Source organism: Streptomyces sp. NPDC058653, from assembly GCF_042716895.1.
Lineage (GTDB): Bacteria > Actinomycetota > Actinomycetes > Streptomycetales > Streptomycetaceae > Streptomyces.
This window is the reverse complement of the sequence record NZ_JBHXRM010000023.1, coordinates 95,118-120,262: the sequence shown is the minus strand read 5'-3', so window position 1 is coordinate 120,262 and position 25,145 is coordinate 95,118. Positions and strand designations below refer to the sequence as shown.

Annotated in this window: 24 protein-coding genes and 1 tRNA gene; 12 read left to right on the top strand and 13 right to left on the bottom strand. The window is 71.0% G+C overall.

Annotation, left to right across the window (positions count from 1 at the left end):
• Nucleotides 1-1,098 precede the first annotated feature (1,098 nt).
• The 4 genes from ACFWU9_RS20840 (at nucleotide 1,099) to ACFWU9_RS20825 (ending at nucleotide 5,369) form a co-directional block, all read left to right on the top strand.
• Nucleotides 1,099-1,764 (top strand): HNH endonuclease family protein, encoded by a 666-nt coding sequence (locus tag ACFWU9_RS20840; RefSeq protein WP_384320435.1) that lies wholly within the window; start codon nucleotides 1,099-1,101, stop codon nucleotides 1,762-1,764.
• Nucleotides 1,765-1,928: 164 nt separating this feature from the next.
• Complete coding sequence (locus ACFWU9_RS20835) at nucleotides 1,929-3,614, top strand: alkaline phosphatase D family protein (protein WP_384320433.1); 1,686 nt, start codon at nucleotides 1,929-1,931, stop codon at nucleotides 3,612-3,614.
• Between the two features lie 335 nt (nucleotides 3,615-3,949).
• Nucleotides 3,950-4,387 (top strand): DoxX family protein, encoded by a 438-nt coding sequence (locus tag ACFWU9_RS20830; protein ID WP_384320431.1) that lies wholly within the window; start codon nucleotides 3,950-3,952, stop codon nucleotides 4,385-4,387.
• A 304-nt stretch (nucleotides 4,388-4,691) separates the two neighbouring features.
• On the top strand, nucleotides 4,692-5,369 hold the full coding sequence (locus tag ACFWU9_RS20825; protein WP_384320429.1) for a DedA family protein: 678 nt from the start codon (nucleotides 4,692-4,694) through the stop codon (nucleotides 5,367-5,369).
• A 26-nt stretch (nucleotides 5,370-5,395) separates the two neighbouring features.
• On the opposite strand, the gene ACFWU9_RS20820 is transcribed toward ACFWU9_RS20825, so the two are convergent.
• A complete protein-coding gene (locus ACFWU9_RS20820; protein WP_384320427.1) occupies nucleotides 5,396-5,620 on the bottom strand; it encodes a DUF2277 domain-containing protein in 225 nt (74 codons plus the stop codon).
• A gap of 64 nt (nucleotides 5,621-5,684) precedes the next feature.
• On the opposite strand from ACFWU9_RS20820, the gene ACFWU9_RS20815 reads away from it, so the two are divergent.
• Nucleotides 5,685-6,149 carry a PaaI family thioesterase gene (locus ACFWU9_RS20815; RefSeq protein WP_384320425.1) on the top strand — a complete coding sequence of 155 codons (465 nt, stop codon included), beginning with the start codon at nucleotides 5,685-5,687 and terminating at the stop codon, nucleotides 6,147-6,149.
• On the opposite strand, the gene ACFWU9_RS20810 is transcribed toward ACFWU9_RS20815, so the two are convergent.
• Together ACFWU9_RS20810 and ACFWU9_RS20805 are read right to left on the bottom strand one after the other, a co-directional pair.
• The gene (locus tag ACFWU9_RS20810; protein ID WP_384320423.1) at nucleotides 6,146-6,616 is read right to left on the bottom strand and encodes a winged helix-turn-helix transcriptional regulator; all 471 of its coding nucleotides are present in this window, start codon (nucleotides 6,614-6,616) and stop codon (nucleotides 6,146-6,148) included. The genes ACFWU9_RS20815 and ACFWU9_RS20810 overlap by 4 nt on opposite strands.
• A gap of 63 nt (nucleotides 6,617-6,679) precedes the next feature.
• Entirely contained in the window at nucleotides 6,680-8,131 is a 1,452-nt protein-coding gene (locus tag ACFWU9_RS20805) for a hypothetical protein (RefSeq protein WP_384320421.1), read from the bottom strand.
• Nucleotides 8,132-8,829: 698 nt separating this feature from the next.
• On the opposite strand from ACFWU9_RS20805, the gene ACFWU9_RS20800 reads away from it, so the two are divergent.
• Complete coding sequence (locus ACFWU9_RS20800) at nucleotides 8,830-9,777, top strand: hypothetical protein (RefSeq protein ID WP_384320419.1); 948 nt, start codon at nucleotides 8,830-8,832, stop codon at nucleotides 9,775-9,777.
• A gap of 134 nt (nucleotides 9,778-9,911) precedes the next feature.
• Here ACFWU9_RS20800 and ACFWU9_RS20795 read toward each other — a convergent pair.
• Nucleotides 9,912-9,983: transfer RNA gene (locus ACFWU9_RS20795), tRNA-Val, on the bottom strand.
• Nucleotides 9,984-10,162: 179 nt separating this feature from the next.
• Between ACFWU9_RS20795 and ACFWU9_RS20790 the strand changes: the two genes are divergently transcribed.
• The 4 genes from ACFWU9_RS20790 to ACFWU9_RS20775 all read left to right on the top strand — a co-directional run bounded on the left by ACFWU9_RS20790 (nucleotide 10,163) and on the right by ACFWU9_RS20775 (nucleotide 13,416).
• Nucleotides 10,163-10,966 carry a DUF4097 family beta strand repeat-containing protein gene (locus ACFWU9_RS20790; RefSeq protein WP_384320417.1) on the top strand — a complete coding sequence of 268 codons (804 nt, stop codon included), beginning with the start codon at nucleotides 10,163-10,165 and terminating at the stop codon, nucleotides 10,964-10,966.
• 144 nt (nucleotides 10,967-11,110) lie between these two features.
• Nucleotides 11,111-12,406 (top strand): hypothetical protein, encoded by a 1,296-nt coding sequence (locus tag ACFWU9_RS20785; protein ID WP_384320470.1) that lies wholly within the window; start codon nucleotides 11,111-11,113, stop codon nucleotides 12,404-12,406.
• 155 nt (nucleotides 12,407-12,561) lie between these two features.
• Nucleotides 12,562-13,179 (top strand): DUF4383 domain-containing protein, encoded by a 618-nt coding sequence (locus ACFWU9_RS20780; protein ID WP_384320415.1) that lies wholly within the window; start codon nucleotides 12,562-12,564, stop codon nucleotides 13,177-13,179.
• A gap of 9 nt (nucleotides 13,180-13,188) precedes the next feature.
• On the top strand, nucleotides 13,189-13,416 hold the full coding sequence (locus ACFWU9_RS20775) for a zinc ribbon domain-containing protein (RefSeq protein WP_384320413.1): 228 nt from the start codon (nucleotides 13,189-13,191) through the stop codon (nucleotides 13,414-13,416).
• An 8-nt stretch (nucleotides 13,417-13,424) separates the two neighbouring features.
• Here the strand turns inward: ACFWU9_RS20775 and ACFWU9_RS20770 are convergent, their stop codons facing one another.
• Both ACFWU9_RS20770 and ACFWU9_RS20765 read right to left on the bottom strand, forming a co-directional pair.
• Nucleotides 13,425-14,069, bottom strand: a complete 645-nt coding sequence (locus ACFWU9_RS20770) for a response regulator (RefSeq protein WP_384320411.1) — start codon at nucleotides 14,067-14,069, stop codon at nucleotides 13,425-13,427.
• Nucleotides 14,060-15,199: a sensor histidine kinase gene (locus ACFWU9_RS20765; RefSeq protein ID WP_384320409.1), complete on the bottom strand. Its 1,140-nt coding sequence runs from the start codon at nucleotides 15,197-15,199 to the stop codon at nucleotides 14,060-14,062. The genes ACFWU9_RS20770 and ACFWU9_RS20765 overlap by 10 nt, the downstream gene beginning before the upstream one ends.
• Before the next feature lie 111 nt (nucleotides 15,200-15,310).
• Between ACFWU9_RS20765 and ACFWU9_RS20760 the strand changes: the two genes are divergently transcribed.
• A complete protein-coding gene (locus ACFWU9_RS20760) occupies nucleotides 15,311-15,937 on the top strand; it encodes a DedA family protein (RefSeq protein ID WP_384320407.1) in 627 nt (208 codons plus the stop codon).
• Here the strand turns inward: ACFWU9_RS20760 and ACFWU9_RS20755 are convergent.
• The 3 genes from ACFWU9_RS20755 to ACFWU9_RS20745 form a co-directional block, all read right to left on the bottom strand.
• Nucleotides 15,906-16,733 carry an HAD family hydrolase gene (locus ACFWU9_RS20755; RefSeq protein ID WP_384320405.1) on the bottom strand — a complete coding sequence of 276 codons (828 nt, stop codon included), beginning with the start codon at nucleotides 16,731-16,733 and terminating at the stop codon, nucleotides 15,906-15,908. The genes ACFWU9_RS20760 and ACFWU9_RS20755 overlap by 32 nt on opposite strands.
• A complete protein-coding gene (locus ACFWU9_RS20750) occupies nucleotides 16,730-19,204 on the bottom strand; it encodes a phosphoribosyltransferase (protein WP_384320403.1) in 2,475 nt (824 codons plus the stop codon). The genes ACFWU9_RS20755 and ACFWU9_RS20750 overlap by 4 nt, the downstream gene beginning before the upstream one ends.
• Before the next feature lie 71 nt (nucleotides 19,205-19,275).
• Nucleotides 19,276-20,439 (bottom strand): HpcH/HpaI aldolase/citrate lyase family protein, encoded by a 1,164-nt coding sequence (locus tag ACFWU9_RS20745; RefSeq protein WP_384320401.1) that lies wholly within the window; start codon nucleotides 20,437-20,439, stop codon nucleotides 19,276-19,278.
• Between the two features lie 190 nt (nucleotides 20,440-20,629).
• Here ACFWU9_RS20745 and ACFWU9_RS20740 point away from each other — a divergent pair, with 190 nt between their 5' ends.
• Entirely contained in the window at nucleotides 20,630-21,589 is a 960-nt protein-coding gene (locus ACFWU9_RS20740; RefSeq protein ID WP_384320399.1) for a TerD family protein, read from the top strand.
• A gap of 40 nt (nucleotides 21,590-21,629) precedes the next feature.
• Here the strand turns inward: ACFWU9_RS20740 and ACFWU9_RS20735 are convergent, their stop codons facing one another.
• From ACFWU9_RS20735 to ACFWU9_RS20720, 4 genes are all read right to left on the bottom strand, one after another.
• A complete protein-coding gene (locus tag ACFWU9_RS20735; protein ID WP_384320397.1) occupies nucleotides 21,630-22,367 on the bottom strand; it encodes a Tellurium resistance in 738 nt (245 codons plus the stop codon).
• Between the two features lie 130 nt (nucleotides 22,368-22,497).
• On the bottom strand, nucleotides 22,498-23,631 hold the full coding sequence (locus ACFWU9_RS20730) for a DUF475 domain-containing protein (RefSeq protein ID WP_384320395.1): 1,134 nt from the start codon (nucleotides 23,629-23,631) through the stop codon (nucleotides 22,498-22,500).
• Between the two features lie 51 nt (nucleotides 23,632-23,682).
• Nucleotides 23,683-24,258 carry a TerD family protein gene (locus tag ACFWU9_RS20725; RefSeq protein WP_384320393.1) on the bottom strand — a complete coding sequence of 192 codons (576 nt, stop codon included), beginning with the start codon at nucleotides 24,256-24,258 and terminating at the stop codon, nucleotides 23,683-23,685.
• A 149-nt stretch (nucleotides 24,259-24,407) separates the two neighbouring features.
• Nucleotides 24,408-24,983: a TerD family protein gene (locus ACFWU9_RS20720; protein WP_384320391.1), complete on the bottom strand. Its 576-nt coding sequence runs from the start codon at nucleotides 24,981-24,983 to the stop codon at nucleotides 24,408-24,410.
• Between the last annotated feature and the right edge of the window lie 162 nt (nucleotides 24,984-25,145).

Here is a 25,145-nt window from a genome sequence, read left to right as displayed (position 1 = left end):
CGCGTCGGCCGGTACGGGGGCGACGGTATGACCCGCGAGGAACGGATAGCCGCGTTCACCGCTGAACCGAGACCCGCCCCGATCGGTAAGCGCTGCTGCCGTTGTCGCAGCTGGACGGTCGCAACCGTGGAAGTCCGGTAAATCGAGCGCGTGAGCGGCCCCGGCTTCACCCTCTACGCGTGCCCGAGCCACGCCGTGGCGCTCTATGCGGGCCCGACTCCCGAGGACGAGCTACCCGCCCCGTAGCGGCCCCAAGAGCCCCGGCCGGCCAAGTGTCGGGCGGGGCTCCGTCGTTGGTGCTGACGTGCACGTATGCTCAGAACTCTTAACTCACGAACATCGGGGCTTCCCGAAACTGGGGGCGGGCCCCGCGCCCCCGGACTTGACGCGTGGTCAGCCGCGCCGAGAACCCGGGGCGCTAGCCCCGATCGCGGCCCATGGACTCGGCGGCACCGCAAATCCCCGAACTTGCCGCGCACCGGGGCAGGAGCCCCGGGCCCTCCTGGCGCGGCGCAACCGAGGCCGACCGCAAGCGCGCGGGTCAGCCGCGACCGGAACCCGCACCCGGGGCCCCGGCCCACGGGCCCTCTTGGCGCGCTGCGGGCCGCCGCTCAGCGCCCACCGGCGCCCCACCGGGGCGGGACCCGCCCCCGCGGACGCGAAGCCCGCCCACACGCCCCGACGCGGCGTGCCGGGAGCCGAGCCCTCGCGGAGCGCAATCCGCAGCCAGCCCCCGGGCCCTCGGGCCCCCTTGGCGCGCGCGGGGGCCCCGCACATCCAACCCCTCCACGCCCCACCCGTCATTTCCGGCCATCGGGGACCACCAGACCCGGCACCAGACCACCCAGCCGCCCCCGCACTCCGCAAGCAGCGCAAGCGGCGCAAGTCGGGTGTACGTCAGATAGCGGGCGTGCGCGGGCAGTTGGAGCCCGGAGCCACCGCACAACCCCCTCAAGACCCTTGATGTGACGTGCTCATGTCGTCACCCTGTTACCTGGTGCCCACCTCGCAGCAATCCGGCGCCGACACGATGGGCGCTCGGGTCCCACCCCCCAACTTTCCGAGCGGTCAGATTCCCCCCACGACAAGGGAGTTCGCATGTCAGGTATCTACGCGCGTCAAGGCCGTCCCGTCGGGCGAATAGCCGTCATCGCCGCCTCCGCCGCCCTGGTCTCGGCCACCGCGCTGCTCGTCGCGCCCACGCCCGCCCAGGCATCCCCGCCCACCCCCATCGCCGCCTCCACCGCCCGCACCTACCTCGGTCAGCTGACCGTCCGGGCCGAGGGCTCCACCAGCGGCTACAGCCGTGACCTGTTCCCGCACTGGATCACCCAGTCCGGCGCCTGCGACACCCGTGAGACCGTCCTCAAGCGCGACGGCTCCAACGTCGCCACGAACTCCAGCTGCGCCGCGACCAGCGGCAGTTGGTACTCCGAGTACGACGGCGCCACCTGGAGCGCCGCCAGTGACGTGGACATCGACCACATGGTGCCCCTCGCCGAGGCCTGGACCTCCGGCGCCAGCGGCTGGTCCACCTCGCAGCGCCAGAGCTTCGCCAACGACCTCGGCAACCCCCAGCTGATCGCGGTCACCGACAACGTCAACCAGTCCAAGAGCGACCGCGACCCGGCCGAGTGGATGCCGCCGCGCGCCGCGTACCACTGCATGTACGCCCGTATGTGGGTCGACGTGAAGCACGCCTACAACCTCAGCGTCGACTCGGCCGAGAAGAGCAAGCTCCAGAGCGTCCTCAACGGCTGCTGAACAACCCCTCGACAGCTGTCCGACGGCTGGTGACAGCCCCTGGCAGCCACCGGTGACCGGTCGCGCGACCGCTCCGCGCGACCGGTCGTGCCGCCTGTCACAGACCGGAACCTGGTCCGCCCCCTCCGACGTTCCGTACCGTACGGGGCGACGGAGGAGGCACCATGACCGGGCTGCGCCTGGGACCACTGCTGCGCTATGTCGACGGGGAGTCGGCCGGCACAGCCACGATCTGGGTCGAGACAGACCGGCCTTGCACGGCCGAGGTCCGCTGCGACGGCGGCGCGTACGGCTCGTCGCGTACGTTCCTGATCGCCGGACACCACTACGCCCTGATCCCCGTGACCGGGCTGACCCCCGGCACCGAGGCCGCGTACGAGGTACTGCTGGACGACGTACGCGTCTGGCCGCCCGAGGATTCCGCGTTCCCGCCGAGCGTGATCCGCTCGCCCGCCGCCGGAGCGGCGGAGGCGCCCGCGCTGCGCGTCTCCTTCGGCTCCTGCCGCTGGGCCTCCGCCCCCGTCGGTGAGCCCGACCCCGTCGGCCCGGACGCCCTCCACACCCTCGCCGCGAGCCTGACGGCCGACCCCGGCGCCGTACGCCCGGACGTCCTGATCCTGCTCGGCGACCAGGTGTACGCCGACGAGACGTCGAAGCCCACGCGCCGCCGGCTGGCCAAGGGCCGCGATCTCGACGAGCCGCCCGGCGCGGAGGTCGCCGACTACGAGGAGTACACCTACCTCTACGACGAGTCGTGGAGCGACCCCAAGGTCCGCTGGCTGCTCTCCACCGTTCCGAGCTGCATGATCTTCGACGACCACGACGTCATAGACGACTGGAACACCAGCGCGTCGTGGGTTGCCGAGATGCGGACCAGGCCGTGGTGGCGCGAGCGCATCCTGAGCGGCCTGATGTCGTACTGGGTCTATCAGCACCTCGGCAATCTCTCCCCCGCCGAACTCGCCGCGGACGAGCTGTACGCCGCCGTGCGCGCGGAGCCGGACGGCACCGCCCGGCTGCGGAAGCTCGCGGCACAGGCCGACGCCGATCCGGCCTGTGTGCGCTGGAGCTACCGGCGCGACATCGGCCGGACGAGGCTGCTGATGGTCGACTCGCGGGCGGCCCGTGTCCTGGAGGAGGGGCACCGGCAGATGCTCGACGCGGACGAGGCACGGTGGCTGCGCGACCAAGCGCTGAGCGATCCCGGCGCCCGGGACCATCTCCTCATCGGCACCTCCCTGCCGTGGCTTCTGCCGCCGCTGGTCCACGACGCGGAGAGCTGGAACGCCGCGCTGGCCGGGGGCGAGCGCGGCAGGCGGTGGGCCCGCTTCGGCGAGCGGCTGCGCAGAATGGCCGACCTGGAGCACTGGGCGGCGTTCCCGGCCTCGTTCGAGAAGCTGGCCGGGCTGATCGCCGAGGTGGGCGGCGGCGCCGACGCCCCGGCGACCGTCTGCATACTCTCCGGCGACGTGCACCACGCGTACGTCGCCGAACCGGCCTGGCACGGCGGGCAGCCGCAGCCGCGGTCACGGGTCGTCCAGCTGACCTGCTCCCCGGTGCACAACTCCATCCCGCTCTCGATACGCCTCGGTTTCCGGTTCGGCTGGAGCGCGGTGGGCCGGCGGCTGGGCCGTGCGTTCGCCCGGCACGGCCGGGTGGCCACCCCGTCGGTCTCCTGGGACAAGACCGGCGGTCCCTGGTTCGGTAACCAGCTGATGACGCTGACGTTGCGGGGGCGGGCGGCGCGTCTGAGTCTGGCGCAGGCACAGGCACAGGAGAGCGGGCAGGACGGGCGGCACGCGTCCGCGCGACTCGTGACCGTGGATGAACGGGAGCTTGCCTCCGGGTGACATCCGGAGGCGGCCGGGGGTCGTTCCGGGCGGCACGAGGGTGTCAACGTGACCCGTTTCGATGAACTTTCGGCGCACTCATCCGCATACGCCCGGCTCCTCCGTACCGTTCATTGGTCTGCCCATGCCATACCGAATGGGATCTCCATCGCAGTCGCGACAAGGCCACACAGAGAAGCAGGTCAGACGGCAGGACTCGAATTCACCACGGAGAAGGGACGCGGGGCCGAGAAACGTCCGTTGGCGTGATGTTGAACTTGCAAGCATTCCTTAGGGCTGCCTAACGTGAAGGCTCTCGTCGGTTACGTCCCGAACCGAAGGAGCTACACCCCCCCATGTCCACACGTCTCAATCAAGCGCAGCCGTACGCCCTCGGACTCTTCCGGATGGTGATCGGACTGCTTTTCGCCTGCCACGGCGCCGCGACACTCTTCGGCGTTCTCGGCAAGGACACCGTCGACGCCGGCACCTGGCCCGGCTGGTACGCGGCCGTCATCCAGCTCGTAGGAGGCAGCCTGGTCCTCCTCGGCCTGGGAACCCGGATCGCCGCCTTCGTGGCCTCGGGTTCCATGGCGTACGCGTACTTCAACGTCCACCAGCCCGACGGGCTGTTCCCCATGGAGAACGGCGGTGAGGCCTCGGCGATCTTCTGCTGGGCCTTCCTGCTGATCGTCTTCGTCGGCCCCGGCGCACTCTCCCTGGACCGGTTCATCGGAACGCGCGGCACACGCGAGCCGGAGCACCGGGTTCAGCCGACGGCGGTGCCGGCCTGACCGAGAGCGGTACCCAGCGACACAGGCGCCCGGATCCCGTTTCAACGGGGTCCGGGCGCCCTCGTGTCCGGCAGACTCGGCCGCGGACATACATTCGGCCATTTCCCGATCTCGGCCAACCAGCAAACAGGAGGTGGACAACCGCCGCCCCGTGGGAAGGTGGTCCACCACACAGGCGTACGCTGTATGGCTGACAGCCACTCCCACTTCGCCCGACCGCGGAGGGGGAATCGGCGGTCAGGGGGACCAGGGGGACACGAGGCCGGGAGATTTCGGCTTCGTCACGGAAACGGGGAATGTAAAAGTGCTGGAGAGTCTGGGCGCGCTGACCGGCAGCCCATGGATCTACGCCGTTGTGGCGCTCTCCGTGCTCCTGGACGTGTTCCTGCCCGTCCTGCCCAGCGGTGTACTGGTGATCACGACGGCCACGGCGGCAGCGGGTTCCTCGGCGGTCGCCGACGCGGCCGGCAAGGTGTCGGACGTGGCGCATGTGCCGCGGGAAGTGCCGTCGCTGCTCGTCCTGATCGTGTGCGCGGCCGTCGCCTCCGTCATCGGCGACATCGTCATGTACCGCCTCGCCTGGCGCGGCGGGGACCGGCTGGCGCGCGCCATCGCGCGCTCCCGCCGGCTGACCACCGCGCAGGAACGTCTGGGCGCGTCCCTCACCGGCGGCGGGATCCTCGTCGTGATCGCGCGCTTCGTGCCGGCGGGCCGCTCGGTCGTCTCGCTGAGCGCGGGCGCCGCGCACCGCAAGATGAAGGAGTTCCTGCCCTGGTCGGTGCTGGCGGCCGTGGCGTGGACGGGCTACAGCGCGGGTCTCGGTTACTTCGGCGGCCAGTGGCTCGGTTCGAGCTGGTTCGGTGTCGCGGTCTCCCTGCTGGCGCTGTTCGCGGCGGGGACGGTGGCCGCGTACATCGTGCGCCGCCCGGCACGACGGGCGGACGGCGCGCGGGCGCAGGTGCCCGCGTCGGCGTCGGCCTGATCCATCCGAACGAGGGAGCGCAGCTCCTAGCCGCGGGCCGCCGCCCCTCGTACCTCGATGCCGTCGAGCAGCCGCATCGTGGAGGCGGCGATCTCGTCGACGGCCCGGTCGAACACCTCACGGTTGTGGGCGGCGGGCGCGCGGAAGCCGGAGACCTTGCGTACGTACTGGAGGGCGGCGGCCCTGATCTCCTCCTCGGTGGCTTCCTCGGGGATCACGGGCGGGCGGAGAGTCTTGATACTGCGGCACATACCTCCAGTGTGACCGATCACGGCCCGTGGTGGGTTCAGAATCAGAACTGATAACTTCGGCCCCATGACGACTGTGGACCTCACCGCGATGACCGGCCTCGAACTGCTCCGCTGGGCGGCGAAGCAGCCCACCGACCTCCCTTCCGTCGGACGGCTCCTCGGCATGACCTTCGACGAGCTGGACGAGGGCCGCGTCGTCCTGTCGCTGAGCACCAAGCCCGACTTCGCCAACCCGCTGGGCACGGTGCACGGGGGTATCGCGGCGACGCTGCTGGACTCGGCCCTCGGCTGTGCCGTCCACACGACGCTCCCGGCGGGCGTCGGTTTCACCACGCTGGAGCTGAAGGTGAACTACATCCGTACGGTCGCCGTGGACGCGGGCCGGCTCACCGCGACGGGTACGACGATCCATGTGGGCCGGCGGACGGCGACGGCGGAGGGCAGGGTCACCGACGAGCGCGGCAAGCTGATCGCCCACGCGACGACGACGTGCATGATCCTTCGCCCCGAAGTGGGCCCCGCCGCCTAGGGAGTCGCCGCCCGCGGACCGGCGTCGGCCCTGAGCGTCGGCCGTACGTCCCTCGGGTCGATCGCCTCACCGCAGTCGGGACACGCGAGTCGGGGTGTCATCGTGTGCCCGCACGTCTCGTGGTGGAGGCGTACGGGCGGTCCGTCGTCGCCCGCCATCCACCGGTCGCCCCACGCGAGGAGCGAGACGATCACGGGGTACAGGCCGACGCCCTTCTCGGTGAGCCGGTACTCGTACCGCTCGGGCCGTTCCTGGTACCGCACCCGCCGCAGCACCCCGTGCTCCACGAGCGTGGCGAGCCGCTCGGTCAGCAGGGGCCGCGAGGCGCCCGTGTTCGCCCGGAAGTCCTCGAACCGGCGTACGCCGAGGAACGCGTCGCGCAGCACGAGCAGCGTCCAGCGGTCCCCCACCACCGACAGGGCGCGTGCGACCGAACAGTCGACCTCACCGATCTCGTTCCATCGCATGCGCCCGAGTGTAGGAGCCACCAGGACGGGGCCGGACGGGTACGAGGCCGCCGGGACCGGGGGTCACGGCACCGTCGCCTCCGTGCCGGGCCGTACGGCGACCGACCAGTCCGGGTTGTAGGTGCCGGGCACCGGCCGGCGCGGCCAGTCCCGGGCCCAGCGCGGCGGGTCGGCGCCCCGCAGGATCACCGCCGTCGCGCGGGCGGGGTCGCCCATGGCGGCCGACGCGCAGCCCGCGGTGTACGCGACGGGGATCGCCAGGCTGTTCCCCTTGACCAGGCACCGCGGCCGTACGCCGCCCTCGCGCAGCACGGCGCTGATCCGCTGCCAGTCGGCGCGCGCCCGCTCCTGCACGCCCACGTGGGTACGCACCTGCGAGATCTGCACGCCGGCATGTCCCAGCAGGACGACGGCGAGCGCGAGCGCGACCGGGCGTGAGCCGCGCGCCCGCCCGGCGACCGCGAGCAGCCCGACGGCCGCCGGCAGCGCCAGCGGGGCGTAGGCGGGCAGCAGGAAGCGGGGCGCCGCGTAGGGGACGAGGAAGAGGTACGGCAGCGAGGCCGAGGCCCCGACGGCGACCGCGAGCCCGAGCGGGGCGGCCGGGCGCCCGGCGCGGCGCGTGGTCCACAGCCCGACGGCGACCAGCAGCGGGAGCAGCAGCCACCACGCGGCGGCCCCGGGGTCCATGGAGTCGCCCGTGCAGGGCCGGCAGAGCAACGGGCCGTCCAGGGCGGTGAGATGGGCCCTCAGCGAGAGGACGGGGCGCATACCGCCTTGGATGTCGCTCGCCTCGGCCAGCCGTGCCCCCACACCGCCGAACCGCAGCCACGCCTCCACGATCCAGGGGACCGCCCCCGCCGCGACACCCGCCGCGACGGCCGCCGGCCGCCCCCGCCCCCGCCACGCGGGCACCAGCGACGCGGCGACGAGGAGCGGAAGGGCCACGGCGGCGCCGTCGTTGGGCCGTATCAGCGTGACGACGGCCGTCCCGGCGGCGATCCCGGCGTATGCGCCACGGCCGGGGCGGGGCCGCAGAAAGCATCCGGTGGCGGCGACGGCGCCCATCGCCGTGTAGTGGTTGGGCATCGCGGAGTTGGCGTAGAAGAGCGCGAACCACAGGCTCCCGTACAGCCCCGCGGCCACCGCCGCCGCCTCGGGCCGCCGCAGCACCCCCGCCCAGGGCCGGAACCCCAGATACAGCGCGCCGCCCGCGAGCGCGGTCGTCCAGAGCCGCAGGAGCGGGACCGAGTCGGTCCACGACGCGACGGGGGCGAGCAGCAGGGGGACTCCGCGTGTACGCGGCGCGCTGAACGGGACGCCGGGCCCGTCGTACGGACCGAACCGGCTGGCGTACACGATCTCGTCCCACCCCAGCGGCAGCCCGTACGGCACGAGCACCCCGGCGACGGTCACGAACCCCACGCACACCGCGGCGAGCGCGCGGCGCCCACCCGCATGGGGGCTGCGCCCGGGAGCGGCGTGGCCGACGGCGGCCGGCCCGAGGTCTGTCCGCACGCGTCGTACTCCCCGTACCGCCCGGCGACGTACCGCGCCGCCTCCCGGGGCCGGTGGTCGGCCGCCCTGCGGATCAACTCCGCACAGCGGGGCACTTCGTACCGACTCGGCTGATTCCGGCGCCATCCTGCCATCGGCCTCGGGCGGGACCAAACGGTGACGGGCGCCGTCGGCGCGGGCGGGTTCGCGAGCTCGTACGTGGCCGGGTTCAACGCGCCGGTGGTGTCGGGCGTCGTCGGCGGATCCGCCGGTCCGTGGTGGAAGCGGAAGGCGGAGGTCGGACGTGTGATCGAAGGGTTCACCGGGGACCCGGCCCGCCCGCCGTCCCCTGTCGGCACCCGTCCGCGCACAACAGGAATTCACGGAGCAGGAATCCCTCGTCTCCTGCCCGGTCAGGCCCCGGCGGACTTCCCCTTGAACTGTGAAAACGTTCCAACTCCGACCTGAACGGGTGACGTTGAGGGGACGAGGACGGCCCGGACACGGAACGGGCTACGGTGGGTTCCGTGCTTTCCGCACCGGACCCGCCCCCCGAGGAACGGCCGAGCCCGACACAACCGGAATCAGCCATCGGGCGCCAACTCCGCCCGGCCCGGGGCGAGTCACCTTCTTGAGGGGCCCGCCCCGGGGGATACCTACACCGTGCAGCTGCTCCGCGAGGTCTCGACCGCGAGCAGGGAAACCATCGAGGAGGCCCGATGGCCAAGACCGGACCACAGAAGTACCCAGGCGCCTCAACGGCGTACTGGTACCAGGACACCTACGGCGGCTCGGCGATGGAGTCGAACGTCGGTGTGATCCATACGACGGAGGGCAGGACCGTCCCGTCGTACGGCGGCGGCGCGTCCGCGCCGAACTTCACCGCGCTGCCCGACTTCAGGACGAAGAAGCTCCGCTGGTACCAGCACTTCGACTTCGACGTGTCCTCCCGCGCCCTCGTCAACCGGCCCGGCGGCGTCGACACGAACACCGCGAACGCCGTCCAGGTCGAACTGGTCGGCACGTGCGACGAACGCCACGCGACCACCTGGGACGGCGAACGCGCCGGTGTGGACTATCTGTTCTGGCCCGCCGCACCGGACTGGGCGCTCGCCGAGCTCGGGAAGTTCGTGAAGTGGGCGCACGATCAGCACCGCGTTCAGCCGCGCTCGACCCTCGTCTGGAAGCCGTACAAGAAGGGCCAGGTCGGGGGCTCCTACGGCGCCAACGGCGTACGCCTCACCGGCGCCCAGTGGAACGCCTACTACGGATGGCTCGGCCACCAGCACGTCCCGGAGAACGACCACGGGGACCCGGGTGACCTGGACTTCGCCCGGGTCCTCGCACACGCGACAGGCTCCAACCCCCCTGAGGAGGAAGACATGCCCATCTCGGACGCCGACGCCCGCAAGATCTGGCTGACCGACGGGTTCTTCAAGAACCCCAACCCGGCCACCGCGAAGGAGAACCCCTACATCACCCCCGCGACCGGGCTGCGGAACATCGAGATCGTCACCCGCCGGATGGAGGCGACCCTGGCCGCCCAGACGGCGGCGATCACGGCCCTGGCCGGGAAGGTCGGCTCGGGCGACGACACGGAGACCATCGTCGCGGCCGTACGGCAGGCCATCACGGACGCGGTCGCCAAGGCGGACACCGGCGCCTGACCCTTAAGGACGGCCGGGCTCGGACCAACGCGAACGCCCCCCGATCGAGGCTCGATCGGAGAGCCTCGAACAGACTCCCGCGAGCCGGACGCCGAAGGCCCCCGACCGTGACCGGTCGGGGGCCTTCGTGCCGGTGGGCGCGGACGGTTTCGAACCGCCGACATCTGCTTTGTAAGAGCAGCGCTCTACCCCTGAGCTACGCACCCTGGACGAGGCAACAGCGTACATGGCGCGGGGCCCGCGTTCCCAACGGCTTCGCAGGCCGGGCCGCTTCGGCGGGGGGATACCCCCACCACCGAGACGGTGGCCGGCCGGATCGTTCGGGGGCGCCTGGATTCATACCGTGGAGGCACATCCGCAGCCGCATCATGGGGGACCGATCACCGTGGACACACGTCGTACGTACGACACCCGCCGTACCCGCCCCGCCCGTCGTGGGCGCACGCTCCTCGTGGCCGGGGGCGCGGTGCTCGCGGTGGTCGTCGTCGGTGGGTGCGGGAGCGCCGACGCCGACGAGGCGGAGGTGGAGGCGCGCTCGTTCGCGTACAGCGGGAAGACGCTGACCATCGCGTCGGACAACTCCTCCATCGATCTGGTGCCGGCCGACGTCGAGGACATCGAGGTGACCCGTCAGGTCGACGGCTGGGTGTTCCTCGGGTCGGGGCCCGACCCGGTCTGGAAGCTGGAGGACGGGACGCTCACGCTGAAGCTGAAGTGTCGGGCGGTGGTGAACAACTGCGAGTCGCGGCACACGGTGAAGGTCCCGCGCGCGATGGCCGTGACGGTGCGGAACGACAACGGCAGGGTCCGCGCCGACGGCTTCGACACCGCCCTGAACCTCCGGTCCGACAACGGGTCCGTCGAGGTGCTGAACTCCAGCGGCACGCTGGAGCTGTTCAGCGACAACGGCAAGGTGACGACCGAGCGTGTCTCGTCCACGTCGGTGCGCGCCCGGTCGGACAACGGTGCGGTGCGGCTGGAGCTCACCGCCGTCCCGGACACGGTGGAGACCTTCAGTGACAACGGGTCCGTCACCGTCGACCTGCCGAGGTCCGACACCGCCTACGCGGTGACGGCCGAGAGCGACAACGGGAGCGTCGACGTCGGCGTGCCGACGGACGACGACAGCGCCCATGTGGTGAAGGCCCGCAGCGACAACGGCAAAGTCACAGTCCGAAGCGCGAACTAACCGACCCGTGTGTTCGTCCCTTCCTGGTGGGAGAATGAACTGGGCAGGGCGTAATCGGCACGGGAGAGGGATGTGACGGCGACGACACAGGCGCAGCCGCACGCACGAGCGAGGGCGGGTGGCGTCCGTGATGTCCTCACCCTGATGCTGCTGCCGGTGCCGGTGCTCGTCGCGGCCCTGCCGGGAGCTTTCGCCGGCGGGGGGACGCGGCGCTGGTTCGGCGGGCGGGGGGAGAATCAGCGGGCCGGCGCGCAGGCCGCGAAGGACGCCGCCGCCGCCGCTTTCTACGAGCTGGACACCGCCCAGCGCGATCTGCGCATCTCCATAGAGACGATCACCGCGGTGGACACCTCGCCGGGTGCCCGGCGGGTCGCGGACGAGTTCGCGGCGCTGGGGCGGCGGATCGACGAGGCGAGCAGCGGCTACATCAACGCAGTCGACGCCCATGACCTGGACCGGGACGACCTGGAGCCGTCCGTCGCCTCGACGGCCCGTACGGAACTGACCAAGGCGAAGGACGAGCTCGTACGGGTCAAGGGCGAGCTCGACCGGTTCGAGCGCGGGCTCGGCCCGCTGCTCGACAAGGCGGAGACGCAGCTCGCGCGGCTGGCGCCCGCCGTGGAGCGGGCGCGGCAGACGCTGCTGGCCGCGAGCAACGCACTCGACGCGGTCCGCGGCTCCGGGCTGCGGGCCGACGACCTGGCCGCCCGGCTCGCCACGCTCGGCCCGGAGCTGACCAAGCTCAACCAGGGCGCGGGCCAGCACGGGGTGGCCGAGACCATCCAGCGCGCCGACCGGGTGCTGCGGGACGCCGAGGCGGTACGGGCGGAGGCCGAGCGGCTGCCCGAGCGCGCGGCGGAGATCGACCGGCGGCTGGTGTCGCTGCGTACGCGCGCACAGGCCCTGACGACGCGCGCGGGGACCGTGGAGCCGGTGCTGAGCGAGCTGAGGCGCCGTTTCAGCGCCGAGTGCTGGCAGGACCTCCAGCCGGTGCCCGAGCAGGCGGCGACCTCCGTGCGTCAGGCGGAGGAGAAGCTGAAGGAGGCCGCCAAGGCGCGTGAGGAGCAGCGGTGGCCGGACGCGACGGCCCTGCTCAGCACGGTCCGGGCACTGCTGAACTCCACCGACGAGGCCGTGTCCGCCGCCGGTGACCGTCTCCAGCGGCTCAACGCCGTGTCGAAGGACCCGCAGCACGAGATCGACCGGACGCGGTTCGCCGTGCGGGACGCGCAGCGGCTGGCGATGGCGGGCCGCAACACGCCCGATCCCCGGCACGCACGCCCGCTGGACGACGCCGTGGTGCGGCTGGACCGGGCCGTGGCCGGGCTGGAGGGCCGGCATCCGGACTGGTGGCACTTCCTGGTGGAGACGGAAGCGGTCCGCAACACGGCGGCCCGTGTCGTCGGGGAGATCCGGGACGAGCGGGGCGCGGGCGCCTGACCGGGGCCGGGGAAAGCCCGGCCGCGCGTCCGTCGGTCCACTCGTGGGGCCCGTCGGCCCCCACCCGACCATCTGTCCGATTTGTCCCCTCGTGCCGCCGGGCCGATCCTTGAACTACGCAGGACACCGGCACTCACGGCTGAAGGGGGCCGCACATGTCCGGTCAAGGGACGGTTCCGGGCCCGGCACGGCAAGGGAAGCGGCGGGTCAGGCTCGACGAACATCTGCCCATCGACCACCGGCTGAGCACGGTGTACCGGATCGGCGCGGGACTGATCGGTCTGGTGCTGCTCGTGTTCGGGGTTCTCGGGCTGGTCAACCAGATCGGGCCGTTCGACACCGGCAGCCACACCACCGCAGGTCTGAACACCAACGGCGCGCTGAGCGTGCTGTCGATCTGTGTGGGCCTGCTGCTCTTCGTCGGCATGCTGATCGGGAAGAACTTCGCCTCGACGCTGAACATGATCCTCGGCGTGGTGTTCATCCTCAGCGGCTTCGTGAATCTCTGTCTGATCGACAGCGGGTTCAACCCCCTCGCCTTCCGCCTCCAGAACGTGCTGTTCAGCTTTGTGGTGGGCGTGCTGCTCATGTTCTTCGGCATGTTCGGGAGAGTCAGCGGGAGCCTGCCGCACGACAATCCCTACTGGCGGGCGCGCCATCCCCTCCAGGTGGAGCACGAGCGGCGCACCCGGGACGCCGCGGGAAAGCGCGCGGAGCACGCGCACCGGGCCGTGACGGCCCATCGGCACGGCGACCACCGGACTCCCGGATAACCTGGCCCCATGCCTCGTTACGAGTACCGCTGCCGGCCCTGCGACACCACGTTCGAACTCAGCCGTCCCATGGCGGAGTCCTCGGCGTCGGCCACCTGCCCCGCCGGCCACCAGGACACGGTGAAGCTGCTGTCCACCGTGGCCGTCGGCGGCTCGGCGAAGGGGTCACCGGCCGCCGCGTCCGCCCCCTCGGCCGGTGGGGGAGGCGGCTGCTGCGGTGGCGGCTGCTGCTCCTAGGGCGGACGTCAGCTGTTGAGGTAGCGCAGGACGGCGAGCACGCGGCGGCTGTAGCCGCCGGTCCCCCGGATCTCCAGCTTGTCGAAGATCGCGTTGCAGTGTTTCTCGACCGCGCTCACCGAGATGTGCAGCCGCCGCCCGACCGCCGTGTTCGTGTGCCCCTGCGCCATCTCGCCGAGCACCTCCCGCTCGCGCTCGGTGAGCCGGGACAGCGGGTCCGTGCGGTTGGAGCGGGTCAGCAACTGCCGTACGACCTCCGGGTCGAACGCGGCCCGGCCCGCCGCCACGCGCTCCAACGCGTCCAGGAACTCGTCCACCTGGACCACCCGGTCCTTCAGGAGATAGCCGACGCCCTCCGAGTCGGCCGTCACCAGCTCCTGGGCGTACCGCTTCTCCACGTACTGGGAGAGGACCAGCACCCCCACCCCGGGCCAGCGCTCACGGATCTCCAGCGCGGCCCGCAGCCCCTCGTCGGTGTGCGAGGGCGGCATCCGGACGTCCGCGACCACCACGTCGGGCTGGTCACGCGAGACGACGGCGAGCAGCGCGTCCGCGTCGCCGACCGCGGCCACCACCTCGTGCCCCTCCTCGGCGAGCAGCCGCACCAGGCCCTCCCTGAGCAGGATCGAATCCTCGGCCAGGACTACTCGCACGGGATCTCCGCGGTGATGAGGGTGGGGCCGCCGGACGGGCTGTCGATCCGCAGGACGCCGTCGAGGGCCTCGACACGGCGTGCCAGCCCGAAGAGGCCGCTGCCCGACAGGTCGGCCCCGCCCTTGCCGGCGTCCGTGACCTCTATGCGCAGGGTGCGGGTGTCCTCGACGACGCTGACGTCGATGTCCTTCGCCCCGGAGTGCTTGACCGCGTTGGTGACGCTCTCGGAGACGACGAAGTAGGCGACGGTCGCCGCCGCCCTGGGCGGTTCGGCGCCGAGCCGGCAGCTCAGCGCCACCGGCAGCGGGCACCGTTCGGCGACCGTCTCCAGCGCCGCTCGAAGACCGGCCTCGTCCAGCACCGTCGGGTAGACGCGCCAGGCCACCTCACGGAGCTCGCTCAGGGCCTGTCTGCTCTGTTCGTGAGCCTGGCGGAGCAGTTCGTCGGCGTGCTCGGGGTCGCTGGTGCGCCGGGCGCGGCCGAGGAGTATCCCGAGTGCCACCAGCCCCTGCTGCACCCCGTCGTGCAGGTCCCGCTCGATACGGCGGCGCTCCTCGTGCACGACCTCCACGACCCCCGCCCGGCTGACCGCGAGCTGTTCGATACGCCGCTCCAGCGCCTCCTGCTGGCTGGGCCCGAGGAAGTGCCTGGCCAGCTCGCCTTCGAGATGGGCGATTCCGACGGCGCCCTGGAGACAGAGGAAGACCAGGAAGAGGCCGCCGAAGGAGGAGAGCAGGATCGACCCCACATGGTCGATGTCGATGATCGCCCAGCCGTAGAGGAAGAACGTGCCGTAGGCGAGGCCGACCAGCGCGGACACCACCACGACGGCACCGACCAGTCCGAGTGCCCAGCGCGTCGCGAGGTAGCGCAGTGCCGCGGCCGGTTCGTAGCTGGCGGACACCCGCTCGTCGAGCATCGTACGGAGCCGCCGGCGCTCCAGGTCGATCAGTCTCCGGGCGCAGGCCGTCACCGGGCGCATGACCGCCCTCTCCCCGCGCGGCCGGGCCCGTACGAGCAGCAGGGCCAGACCCGCGAGAACCGAGAAGACCAGTTCGAGCGCCGCCGTGCCACCGCCGATACCGAGTCCGACCGTGAGCCGCGCCCTTCGGCGCACCGCTGTGTTCACGTTTCGCAACGCTAGCCGCCCGGCATGGACGCGCACACTGCGGGAAACCTCATGAATCCGTACCGGTCCGCCTCGATCGGCCTGCCTGAGCAGGCAATTAGCGTGGGAGCCATGAGCGGAAGCAGCCCCGAGCAATGGGTCACCACCTTGATGGACACGCTCGGAGCGCCGGGCGCCGGCATAGCGATCGCTCTGGAGAGCGTGTTCCCTCCCCTGCCCAGCGAGGCGATCCTGCCGCTGGCGGGCTTCGCGGCGAGCACCGGCAAGCTGAATCTGCTGGCGGCGGTGCTGTGGACGACGGCGGGCTCGGTGGTGGGCGCGCTGGCGCTGTACTGGCTGGGCGCCTGGCTCGGCCGGGACAGAACCGTCGCCCTCGCGGCCAAGGTTCCCCTGGTGAAGGCGAGCGACATGGAGCGGGCCGAGGACTGGTTCGCCCGGCACGGCAGGAAGGCCGTCTTCTTCGGCCGGATGGTTCCCGTCTTCCGCAGTCTGATCTCCGTGCCCGCGGGCGTGGAGAGGATGCCGCTGCCCGTCTTCGTCGGTCTGACCGCGCTCGGCAGCGCGGTCTGGAACACCGCGTTCATCATGGCGGGCTACGCGCTCGGCGCGAACTGGAAAGAGGTGAGCGGCCATGTCACGACCTACTCGAAGGTGGTGCTGGGCGTCGTGCTCCTCGCGCTGGTGGCGCTCGTGACCAGACGGGTGATCAGATCGCGTCACCAGCGGCGGCGCGACTGAGCCGCCGCAGGATCTCCTCCCCGGCGGCCACTCCGGTCTCGGTCAGCGTCGTGACGTGCGGGGCGCTCCAGCCGGTGTCGGCCAGCTCGCCGTGGCCCGGCCGCCAGCCCCGGTCGGCGGCCAGCAGCAGGTCGGCGTCGAGGAGGGAGTCGCCGGCGGCGAGGGTCAGTTCGGCGCCGGTCCGCCGGGCCAGCTCACGCATGGCGGCGGACTTGGTCAGCGGTCGCGGTACGGCGTAGATCTTCCGGCCCTGGAGGGAGACCGTCCAGCCGCGGCCCTCCGCCCACTCGGAGAGCTCCTTCACCCAGCCGTCGGGCAACAGCGCGCGGTCGACCACGAGGTAGGCGAAGAGGTCCTCGGCGATGCGCTCCTTGAGCAGCCAGGCGGGGTCGGCCGCGCGCAGGAGGTGCTCCCTGACCTCCGCGAGGGGGGCGCAGCTCGCGGCGAGGCGGTCCGCCACCTGGGTCCGCCACCGCGGGTCGGACTCGCCGTCGACGAGGAGATGACCGCCGTTGGCGCAGATCGCGTACCGGGGCGCGGGGCCGGGCAGCCGGACACGGGCGTACTGCTCGCGGGTGCGGGTCGTGGTGGGGACGAACACGGAGCCGCGCGCGAGATCCACGAGCAGCCCGGCGGCCGTCTCCGTGAGGTAGGACAGGGGCCGGCCCTCGTAGATCTCGACGCAGAGCAGCCGGGGGGCCTCGGCGTCCGGGACGGCGAGCTGGAGCGCGGCGGTCGAGTAGATGAGGGTGCGGTCGAGGTCGCTGGCGACCAGCGCCGGGGCGGGCGCGTTCATGAGGTGGCCACCGCCGTACCGTCCGCGCCGGTGGCGCCACGGGTGTAGCGGGGGTGGATCAGTCCGACGCAGGTGTAGGGAAGTCCGTCGACCTCTTCGACCGGTACGCCGCGCTGCTCGGCGAGCAGCCGGACATGGTCGAGGTCGGCGCCCGCCCCGCGCTTGGCGAGGATCTTCCAGGGGACGCGGCGCAGCAGGACGCGGGTGGTCTCGCCGACGCCGGGTTTGACGAGGTTCACGTCGTGGATGCCGTACTCCTCGCTGATCCGCTCGACGGCGGCCCAGCCTTCCCAGGTGGGCGCGCGGTCGGTGGAGAGGAGCTCCTTGACCTCGGTGTCGACCGCGTCCGCGACCTCGTCGAACCGGGCGGTGACGGTGTCCAGGAAGGAGCCGGACACATCGGATCCGGCGAGTTCGCGGTAGTACTTGGCCCCGTGGAAGTCGTGCGGTCCGACGAGGTCGGCGCGCAGGACGGTGCGGGAGACGAGTCCGGAGACGGTGGAGTTGAGGCAGGCGGAGGGGATGAGGAAGTCCTCGCGGGTGCCGTAGGTGCGTACGCAGCCGCCGGGGTCGGCCAGGACCGCGATCTCGGGGTGGAAGCCGTCGAACGCGGCCAGCGCGTCGGCCAGTTCGCGGGTGATGGCGCCCTTGCCCGTCCAGCCGTCGACGAAGACGATGTCGGCCGGGTGGTGGTGGGCGCCGAGCCAGCGGACGGCGTTGGTGTCGATGCCGCGCCCGCGCACGATGGAGATGGCGTAGTGCGGCAGCTCCAGACCGTGCCGCCGCTGGGCCCAGCGGCGCATCAGGACACCCACGGGGGTGCCGGCCCGGGCGAGTGAGACCAGGACGGGCAGGGCCTGGGTGGCTTCCCGTGAGGCGGGGTCGTCGTAGCGCGCCGGGTGCTCGGCCAGCACGGTCTCGGTGACGGTGCCGACGGCGCGGGCTATCCGGGCGGCGGAGGCGTCGAGCGCGGACCGGAAGAGTTCCTGGTACGCGGCGCTCGGCTGGTACTCGACGGGCAGTGACTCCGCGTAGTGGGCGCCGCCGCTCTGGATCGCCTCCTCGCGCTCCTCCGTGGGGGCTTCCAGTTCCACGTCGGACAGGTCCTGGAGCAGCCACCCGACGTCGTCGGCGGCGTACGAGGAGAAGGCGGGGCCACGCAGGGGGTCGGGCAGCACGGGGGTTTCCTGCCGGTCGGGGACGTGCGGGAGGGCGGGACGGTAGGAGGGGACGACGGCGAGCAGGACACGCGGGACATGGGCGGCGAGCTGGGCGAGCAGACCGCCGGGGGCGTGCAGCTCCGGGGAGTCGCCCGGTGAGTCGACGACCGCGACGACGGCGTCGAAGCCCGCGCCGGCCACGTTGTAGGCGTACCGGTCGCCGGCGCCCTCCCCGTCGGGGAAGGCCGCGGTGTCGTGGGCCGGGAAGACGAGACGGCTGCGTATCGCGTAGCCGGGATCGTCCACGGCGAGCACGGGCGAGCGGGTCGTGGTCGAGTAGCGGACGTCGACGCCGGGGAGCGACCGCTCCAGCTCCAGGGCGAGGCGCAGGGGCGCGTACATCAGCTCCTCGAAGCCGAGGACGAGGACGCGCCGGGCGTCGCCGAGGTTCCGGGCGAGGGCGGCCGCCATGCCGGGCGCGGCGGCCTCCAGGCGGGCGCGGTGGGCGGGTGTGAAGCCGTGGCGTCCGCCGTCGGGCAGCCCGGCGGGCCAGCCGAGCGGGACGCGCACGACGGAGCCGTCCGCCGCCGGGACCTCGGAGGCCGTGCGGGCGGCCGAGTCGTACTCCGCGACAAGTGCCTGGCCGCGGGCCAGCACGTCCCCCGGGAGAGTGACCGTGCCGGAGGCCATCGCCACCAGGTCGACGCGGGCGCCGATGTCCTGGGCGAACTCCGCGAGCCGGCCCTGGTCGGCGGCCGAGCGCATGTCGACGAGCGCCACGATCACGTACCACCGGCGGGGGTAGCGGGCGTGCAGTGCGCGGATCGTGTTGAGAACGGTGTTCCCTGTGGAGAACTCGTCGTCCACGAGGACCAGCGGTCCCTCGCCCGCCAGCAGATCAGGCCGCTCGGGCAGCAGGAGGTGCGAGGTCGCGTGCGAGTGGGACTCCTCGAAGCCGCCGGCGGAGGCGACACCGGGCACCGGGCGGCGGGTGGAGTGCAGGTACGGGGCGTCCGCCACCCCGTCGGCGACCGAGTGGCCGAGGCCGGTCGCGGTCTCCGCGTAGCCGAGGATCACGGTCTCCTCGACGGCGTCGCCCAGCAGGTCCCGTACGCGCTCGCCGAGGGCGACGCCCGCGCCGTGCACGACGGAGGGCCGCTGGGGGACGTGCTTGCCGAGGACGTTGGAGACGAGCAGGTGGGCGCGCTTGGGGTTGCGCCGCAGGGCCACGCCCAGCAGCTCGCGCATGTCGTCCCCGCCGACGAGCTCTATGCCCAGCCGGTCGGCGACCCACGACCCCGTCCATGTCACGTTGCGGCTCTCCTCTGCCCTCTCGGTCCCGGTCCCGCCGGTCCCGTCGTCCGGCACCGCGGCGCTCCCGCTCACGCCGCCAGGCCGGCGGCCAGCAGTTCCACGAAGCCGATGTCCTCCTTGGCGACGCCGAAGACCTCGGCGCGCTGCATGGTTCGTTCTGCCCAGGCGCGGTGGGGCTTCACCTCGTTCATCTTGTTCGTGTACGAGGAACGCAGTACGCCCCCGCCGCCGCGCTCCGGCCGCAAGATGTCCTGGGCGTCGCTGAACTCCTCGTGGCTGACCACCGACAGCGCGTGTACGGGCATGACGTGCGAGGGGTGGATACAGGTCTTGCCGACCAGTCCGTTGGCCTGGTCGAGCTGGATCTCGCGCAGCAGCCCGTCGAGGTCGTGCTCGATCAGGGCCGTACGCAGCTCCTCGGCGCGTCCCGCGAGGAAGGGGCTCTGGCGCAGCTGCGGCTTGAACATCCGCTCGTGGAGCCGGAAGTACTCCCACACCGGGCCGGTGATCGTGAAGCCGCTGCCGTCGGAACGGCCGAGGACGTTCACCACGTCCGCGATGACGGCGGAGATGATGCGTACGTCGTACGCGGTCATATCGGGTGAGCGTCGGAGCCCGTACGCCGAGCAGAAGTCGGTGACGCCGAGCCGCAGCGCCAGCACCCGGTCCCGGTACTTGTCGACGGTGCGGGCGATGCCGGTGAGGGTGTCGGTCCGCGTCTCCAGGTGCAGCAGCTCCGGCGACTCCAGGACGGGCATGGCGAAGAGCCGGAGGCCGCTCTCGTGTTCGGCTGAAATCAGTGCCTCAAGGAACGGCACCCCCCGCTCATCCGTGAACTTCGGCAGTACGAATCCGGACAGGATCTGGGCGGCGGGGCCGAGCCGGCGTACGAGGTCGGGAATCTGGTCCGGTTCCCGGACCCGGACGAAGAGGAGCGGCAGCTCCACACCGCGCCGGTCGAGGTCCGCGAACTGTCTGACCACGTTCTCCTCGGCCCACCCGACCTCGGAGTCGTCGATGGAGTCCTCCAGGCACAGCACCATGGAGACGACCCCGCGGCCCGCCATCTTGACCACGTCGTCCGCCAGCCGCGGCCTGGTGGCGGGGCTGTAGAGGGTGGCTCCGAGGGCTGTCGACAGCATGCGGGCCGGGGAGGAGGAGGTGAATTCGCCGGGCTCCCGGTGGAACAACGCCTGCCGAGCAGTGGGCGGAATATGCCCGAAGTGACGCATTTACTTCCCCCGTACTGCCACGGTGGTCGCGTTGACATGTGGCCGGTAATAGTACGTATGGACGGCAGTCAAGAGTTCCTCCGATGCATGAATTTCAGGTAACTCGTCCAGTTCTCGCCCCCGGCGCGCGCCCGGCTCATCCCTCTCCACCATGCCCCCACGTTGTCCGCGCGGCCTGCGGGGAGGCAGGATGACGGGCATGACGCACGCGATGGTGAAGGGCTCGAACGTTCCCCTCGATGCGATGGCCGTAAGGGCGGTGCTGCGCTGGAGCCCGGGGGCGGGTATCCCCGACGTGGACGTGTCCGCGCTTCTGCTGGGTCCCGAAGGGCGTGTCCGCTCCGACGAGGACTTCGTCTTCTACAACCAGCCCCGTCATCCGTCGGGCCTGGTGAGGCGGCTGCCGAAGAAGCAGGTGCCCGAGGGCCTGACCGACACGGTCGAGGCCGATCTGGCCGCCCTTGATCCGAGCGTAGACCAAGTGGTGCTCGCGGCGTCGTCCGACGGGGCGAGCTTCCAGCACGTGCGTGACCTGCGGGTCCTGCTGTACGACGCGGGCCAGGCCGACGGCGACCCGCTGGCAGTCTTCGATGTGCGTCCCGAGACGGGCGAGGAGACCGCGATCATCTGCGGTGAGCTCTACCGGCGCGGGAACCGCTGGAAGTTCCGCGCCGTGGGCCAGGGGTACCCGACCGGTCTCATCGGGCTGGCGACGGCCTTCGGCATCTCGGTCGACGAGACCGAAGGGGCCCCCGGAGCCGCCGCGCCGGGCTCCGAGGGCGAGACCGCCCAGCTTCCCGGCCCGCCCAATCACCGCGCTCCGGCACACGGCGCCCCGCAGGCACCGCCCGTGCCGCCGGCGCGGCAGCCGCAGTTCGCGCCGCAGCCGCAGGGGCAGTCCGGCTACGGCTATCCGCAGCCCGCGTCAGGCCGGCCGGCCTACGGCTATCCGCAGCCGGCGTCGGCGCAGCCCGGTTACGGCTATCCGCACGCGCCCGCCCCGGGCCCCCAGCCGCCACAGGCACCGCCCGTGCCGCAGGGAGCTCCCGCGTACGGCTATCCCGGGCCCGCCGCCGGGGCGGCTCCCGCGCCCGACCCCAATTTCCGGCTGCCCCCGATGGGGCCGCAGTTCGTACGGCCGCAGCCGTAGCGTCCCCGGGGGCCCGCTCGCGGAGGGGCCCCCGGACGGCTCAGGTCTTCGTCTTGTAGCCGCGCCCCCACTGAAGGCCCCACCCGTACAGGCGGTCCAGCTCGGCCTGGAAGCCGTACACGAACTTCACCTCGCGCCGCACCACCAGATCGCCCTTGACGGTCTGCATCGAGAAGACGGCGCAGGACCGGGCCTGCGGTGCCCGCTCGTCCAGTTCGATCTCGACGCGCGGGCCGTTGCTCGGGTAGAGCGTGACGTTGGCGTGGGTCCGGTCGAAGGCCGGGGTGCGGTCGTAGATGTAGACGAAGACGAGCAGCCGCTTGATCTCCTCCCGGTGGTCGAGGTTGATGAATATCGTCTCGCCCGAGGGGGCGCCGAAGCGGTCGTCGCCGCTGAGCTTGATGTAGGGCGGCTCGTTGAGGCTGCCGAAGAATCCGCCCAGCGGCTGGACAACTCCCTTGGTGCCGTCGGCCAGTTCGTACATGCAGCCGATGTCCAGGTCGACGTTGACCATGCCCAGCGTGTGCGCCTGCACCACGTCGGGCTTGAAGAGCTTGAAGGGGTGCCGCAGCAGCCCGCCGCCCTGCCTGGACCGTCCCTCGATGTCCGAAGTGCGCATCCGCCACGACAGGTTGACCCGTAGGTTCCCGGTGGCCGCGCCCTGTTTGGTGAGCGAGACCGACGGACTGCGCTTGGTCAGCTCGATCGAGTTCGTCGAGGCGCTGCCCGAATCGAACTGCGAAGCCTTACCCCGCCATAGGTTGTCCCAGAAGGCCATGCCCACCCCACCCCCACCATCCGTTGCCGTACAGAACATGAACAGCGGGACGGCCGGAAGGCTTCCGCCTCAGGCCGCCCCGCTCAGAGCGTTCCCGCTATCCCCTCCTGGTCACACCCCGGAGAGGGGGTCAGACAGCGACTGTTGCCTTGTCCTCCGAATCCTCGTCACCCTCGGACTCGACTCGCTTGTTGCGGACCACGGACGACCAGAAGGAGGCGGCGATCAGCACCACGCCGATGAGGCCCGTGATGAACTCGCTGATCTGGTGCTCGATGGTGATGAGCAGGATTCCGGCGAGCGCGCCGATCGCGTAGTGCGCGCCGTGCTCCAGGTAGACGTAGTCGTCGAGGGTGCCCTGGCGCACGAGGTAGACGGTGAGCGACCGGACGTACATCGCGCCGATACCGAGACCGAGCGCCATCCAGAAGATGTGGTTCGTGATGGCGAAGGCGCCGATGACTCCGTCGAACGAGAAGGAGGCGTCGAGGACTTCGAGGTAGAGGAAGAGGAAGAACGCGGCCTTGCCGGCGAGTCCGACGGCCGAGACCTGCTTCCCTTCGGCCTTGGCCTTCTCCTCTTCCTCCTGTTCGCGCTCCTCCTCCTCTTCGAGTTTGTTCTCGAAGTAACTGGAGAGCCCGTTGACCACGAGATAGGTGATCAGACCCGCGACACCGGACAGCAGGACGGTCGCCGATTTGTCCTCGTACCCGGTACTGGTGTGCGCGTGCGTCGCAAACGTCATCGCGGTGACAAGCAGAATGATCAGCGCGATGCAGACCGACAGCATGTCGACCTTGCCGAGCTTGGCCAGCGGACGCTCAAGCCAGCTGAGCCACTTGATGTCACGCTCTTCGAGGATGAAGTCCAGGAAGATCATCAAAAGGAACATGCCACCGAAGGCGGCGATCGCCGGGTGCGCGTCGGTGACGAGCGACTCGTACTTGTCAGGATTGTCCAGCGCCAACTCGACGGCCTCGATGGGGCCGACCTGGGCACTGATCGCCACAATGGCGACGGGGAACACCAGCCGCATACCGAACACGGCGATCAAGATGCCGATCGTGAGGAAGATCTTCTGCCAGAAGGCATTCATCTTCTTCAAGATCCCCGCATTGACAACGGCGTTGTCGAACGACAGCGAGATCTCAAGGATCGACAGGATCAGTACGATCCCGAACGCCTCCCACCCCCACTGCCAGGCCGCGAAGGCAAGGCCGAGCGCCGTAATGGCGAACGACCAGCCGAAGGTTTTCAGGATCACTGGCTACCCCATCTGGTATCTAACGGGTTTTCCCCCGCGCAGAGCACTGCTTTACGAAACGTTGACCCCGAAGTCTAGAGCGATGCCCCGCAGCCCGGACGCGTACCCCTGGCCCACCGCACGGAACTTCCACTCGCCCCCGTAGCGGTAGAGCTCGCCGAAGATCATCGCGGTCTCCGTCGAGGCGTCCTCGGTCAGGTCGTACCTCGCCAGTTCCTGACCGTCCGCCTGGTTGACGACGCGGATGAACGCGTTGCTGACCTGGCCGAAGGTCTGCCCCCGGGCGTCGGCGTCATGGATCGACACCGGGAAGATGATCTTGTCGACATTGGCCGGCACGGCGGGAAGGTCGACCAGCAGGGACTCGTCGTCGCCGTCGCCCTCACCGGTGAGGTTGTCGCCGGTGTGCTCGACGGAACCGTCGGGGCTCCTGAGCTGGTTGTAGAAGATGAACCACTCGTCGCCGAGCACGCGCCCTGACTGGCAGAGGAGTGCGCTGGCGTCGAGGTCGAAGTCCGCTCCGGTGGTGGAACGTGCGTCCCAGCCGAGCCCGATCAACACCTGGGTGAGGTTCGGTGCGGCTTTGGAGAGGGAGACATTGCCCCCCTTGGCGAGTGTGACGCCCATGATCGGTGAGTCCTCCCCGAGGTGACGTGATGCCGGGCACGGCGCGCCTGACGCCGTGCTCGTGGTGCGTGTGCGGGTGCGAACCCCGCACGGTGAGCCGCGTCCGGCGCCGCACTCGGATGTGCGACGCCGGACGACGGACCAGCGGCTCAGACGTTGACGCCGAAGTCCTGCGCGATGCCACGCAGGCCAGAGGCATACCCCTGTCCGATGGCGCGGAACTTCCACTCGGCGCCATTTCGGTAAAGCTCTCCGAAGACCATGGCCGTCTCCGTCGACGCGTCCTCGCTCAGGTCGTACCGAGCCAGTTCGTTGTTGTCGGCCTGGTTGACCACGCGGATGAACGCGTTGCGCACCTGGCCGAAGGACTGCTGGCGGGTCTCCGCCTCGTAGATCGAGACCGGGAACACGATCTTGTCGATCTCCGCGGGAACCGCCGCGAGATTGACCTTGATCGCCTCGTCGTCGCCCTCGCCCTCACCGGTGAGGTTGTCGCCGGTGTGCTCGACCGAGCCGTCGGGGCTCTTGAGGTTGTTGAAGAAGACGAAGTTTCCGTCAGTGGTGACCTTGCCCTCGGCGTTCGTCAGCAGGGCGCTGGCGTCGAGGTCGAAGTCGTTACCGGTGGTCGTGCGGACGTCCCAGCCCAGACCCACGGTGACCGCGGTCAGGTTGGGCGCGGCCTTGGTCAGCGAGACGTTGCCGCCCTTGCTGAGGCTGACTCCCACGAGTCCTCCCTTGATGAGTTTCGCAGGGGGCGCCGCCTCGGCACCGGCCGTTTCGGGCAGCCGTCACCGCGCGTCGCGCGCCCCCCTGGTGCATGTGGCATCGGATCAACGAGTGGATCCTAGTGACCGGTTCCCACCCCTTGTGCGGTTATCGGGGACAAC

Coding starts and splice junctions, on each gene's coding strand:
- ACFWU9_RS20840 (WP_384320435.1), top strand. CDS start 1,099: ATGTCAGGTATCTACGCGCGTCAAGGCCGTCCCGTCGGGCGAATAGCC.
- ACFWU9_RS20835 (WP_384320433.1), top strand. CDS start 1,929: ATGACCGGGCTGCGCCTGGGACCACTGCTGCGCTATGTCGACGGGGAG.
- ACFWU9_RS20830 (WP_384320431.1), top strand. CDS start 3,950: ATGTCCACACGTCTCAATCAAGCGCAGCCGTACGCCCTCGGACTCTTC.
- ACFWU9_RS20820 (WP_384320427.1), bottom strand. CDS start 5,620: ATGTGCCGCAGTATCAAGACTCTCCGCCCGCCCGTGATCCCCGAGGAA.
- ACFWU9_RS20815 (WP_384320425.1), top strand. CDS start 5,685: ATGACGACTGTGGACCTCACCGCGATGACCGGCCTCGAACTGCTCCGC.
- ACFWU9_RS20810 (WP_384320423.1), bottom strand. CDS start 6,616: ATGCGATGGAACGAGATCGGTGAGGTCGACTGTTCGGTCGCACGCGCC.
- ACFWU9_RS20800 (WP_384320419.1), top strand. CDS start 8,830: ATGGCCAAGACCGGACCACAGAAGTACCCAGGCGCCTCAACGGCGTAC.
- ACFWU9_RS20785 (WP_384320470.1), top strand. CDS start 11,111: ATGCTGCTGCCGGTGCCGGTGCTCGTCGCGGCCCTGCCGGGAGCTTTC.
- ACFWU9_RS20780 (WP_384320415.1), top strand. CDS start 12,562: ATGTCCGGTCAAGGGACGGTTCCGGGCCCGGCACGGCAAGGGAAGCGG.
- ACFWU9_RS20775 (WP_384320413.1), top strand. CDS start 13,189: ATGCCTCGTTACGAGTACCGCTGCCGGCCCTGCGACACCACGTTCGAA.
- ACFWU9_RS20760 (WP_384320407.1), top strand. CDS start 15,311: ATGAGCGGAAGCAGCCCCGAGCAATGGGTCACCACCTTGATGGACACG.
- ACFWU9_RS20755 (WP_384320405.1), bottom strand. CDS start 16,733: ATGAACGCGCCCGCCCCGGCGCTGGTCGCCAGCGACCTCGACCGCACC.
- ACFWU9_RS20745 (WP_384320401.1), bottom strand. CDS start 20,439: ATGCGTCACTTCGGGCATATTCCGCCCACTGCTCGGCAGGCGTTGTTC.
- ACFWU9_RS20740 (WP_384320399.1), top strand. CDS start 20,630: ATGACGGGCATGACGCACGCGATGGTGAAGGGCTCGAACGTTCCCCTC.
- ACFWU9_RS20735 (WP_384320397.1), bottom strand. CDS start 22,367: ATGGCCTTCTGGGACAACCTATGGCGGGGTAAGGCTTCGCAGTTCGAT.
- ACFWU9_RS20725 (WP_384320393.1), bottom strand. CDS start 24,258: ATGGGCGTCACACTCGCCAAGGGGGGCAATGTCTCCCTCTCCAAAGCC.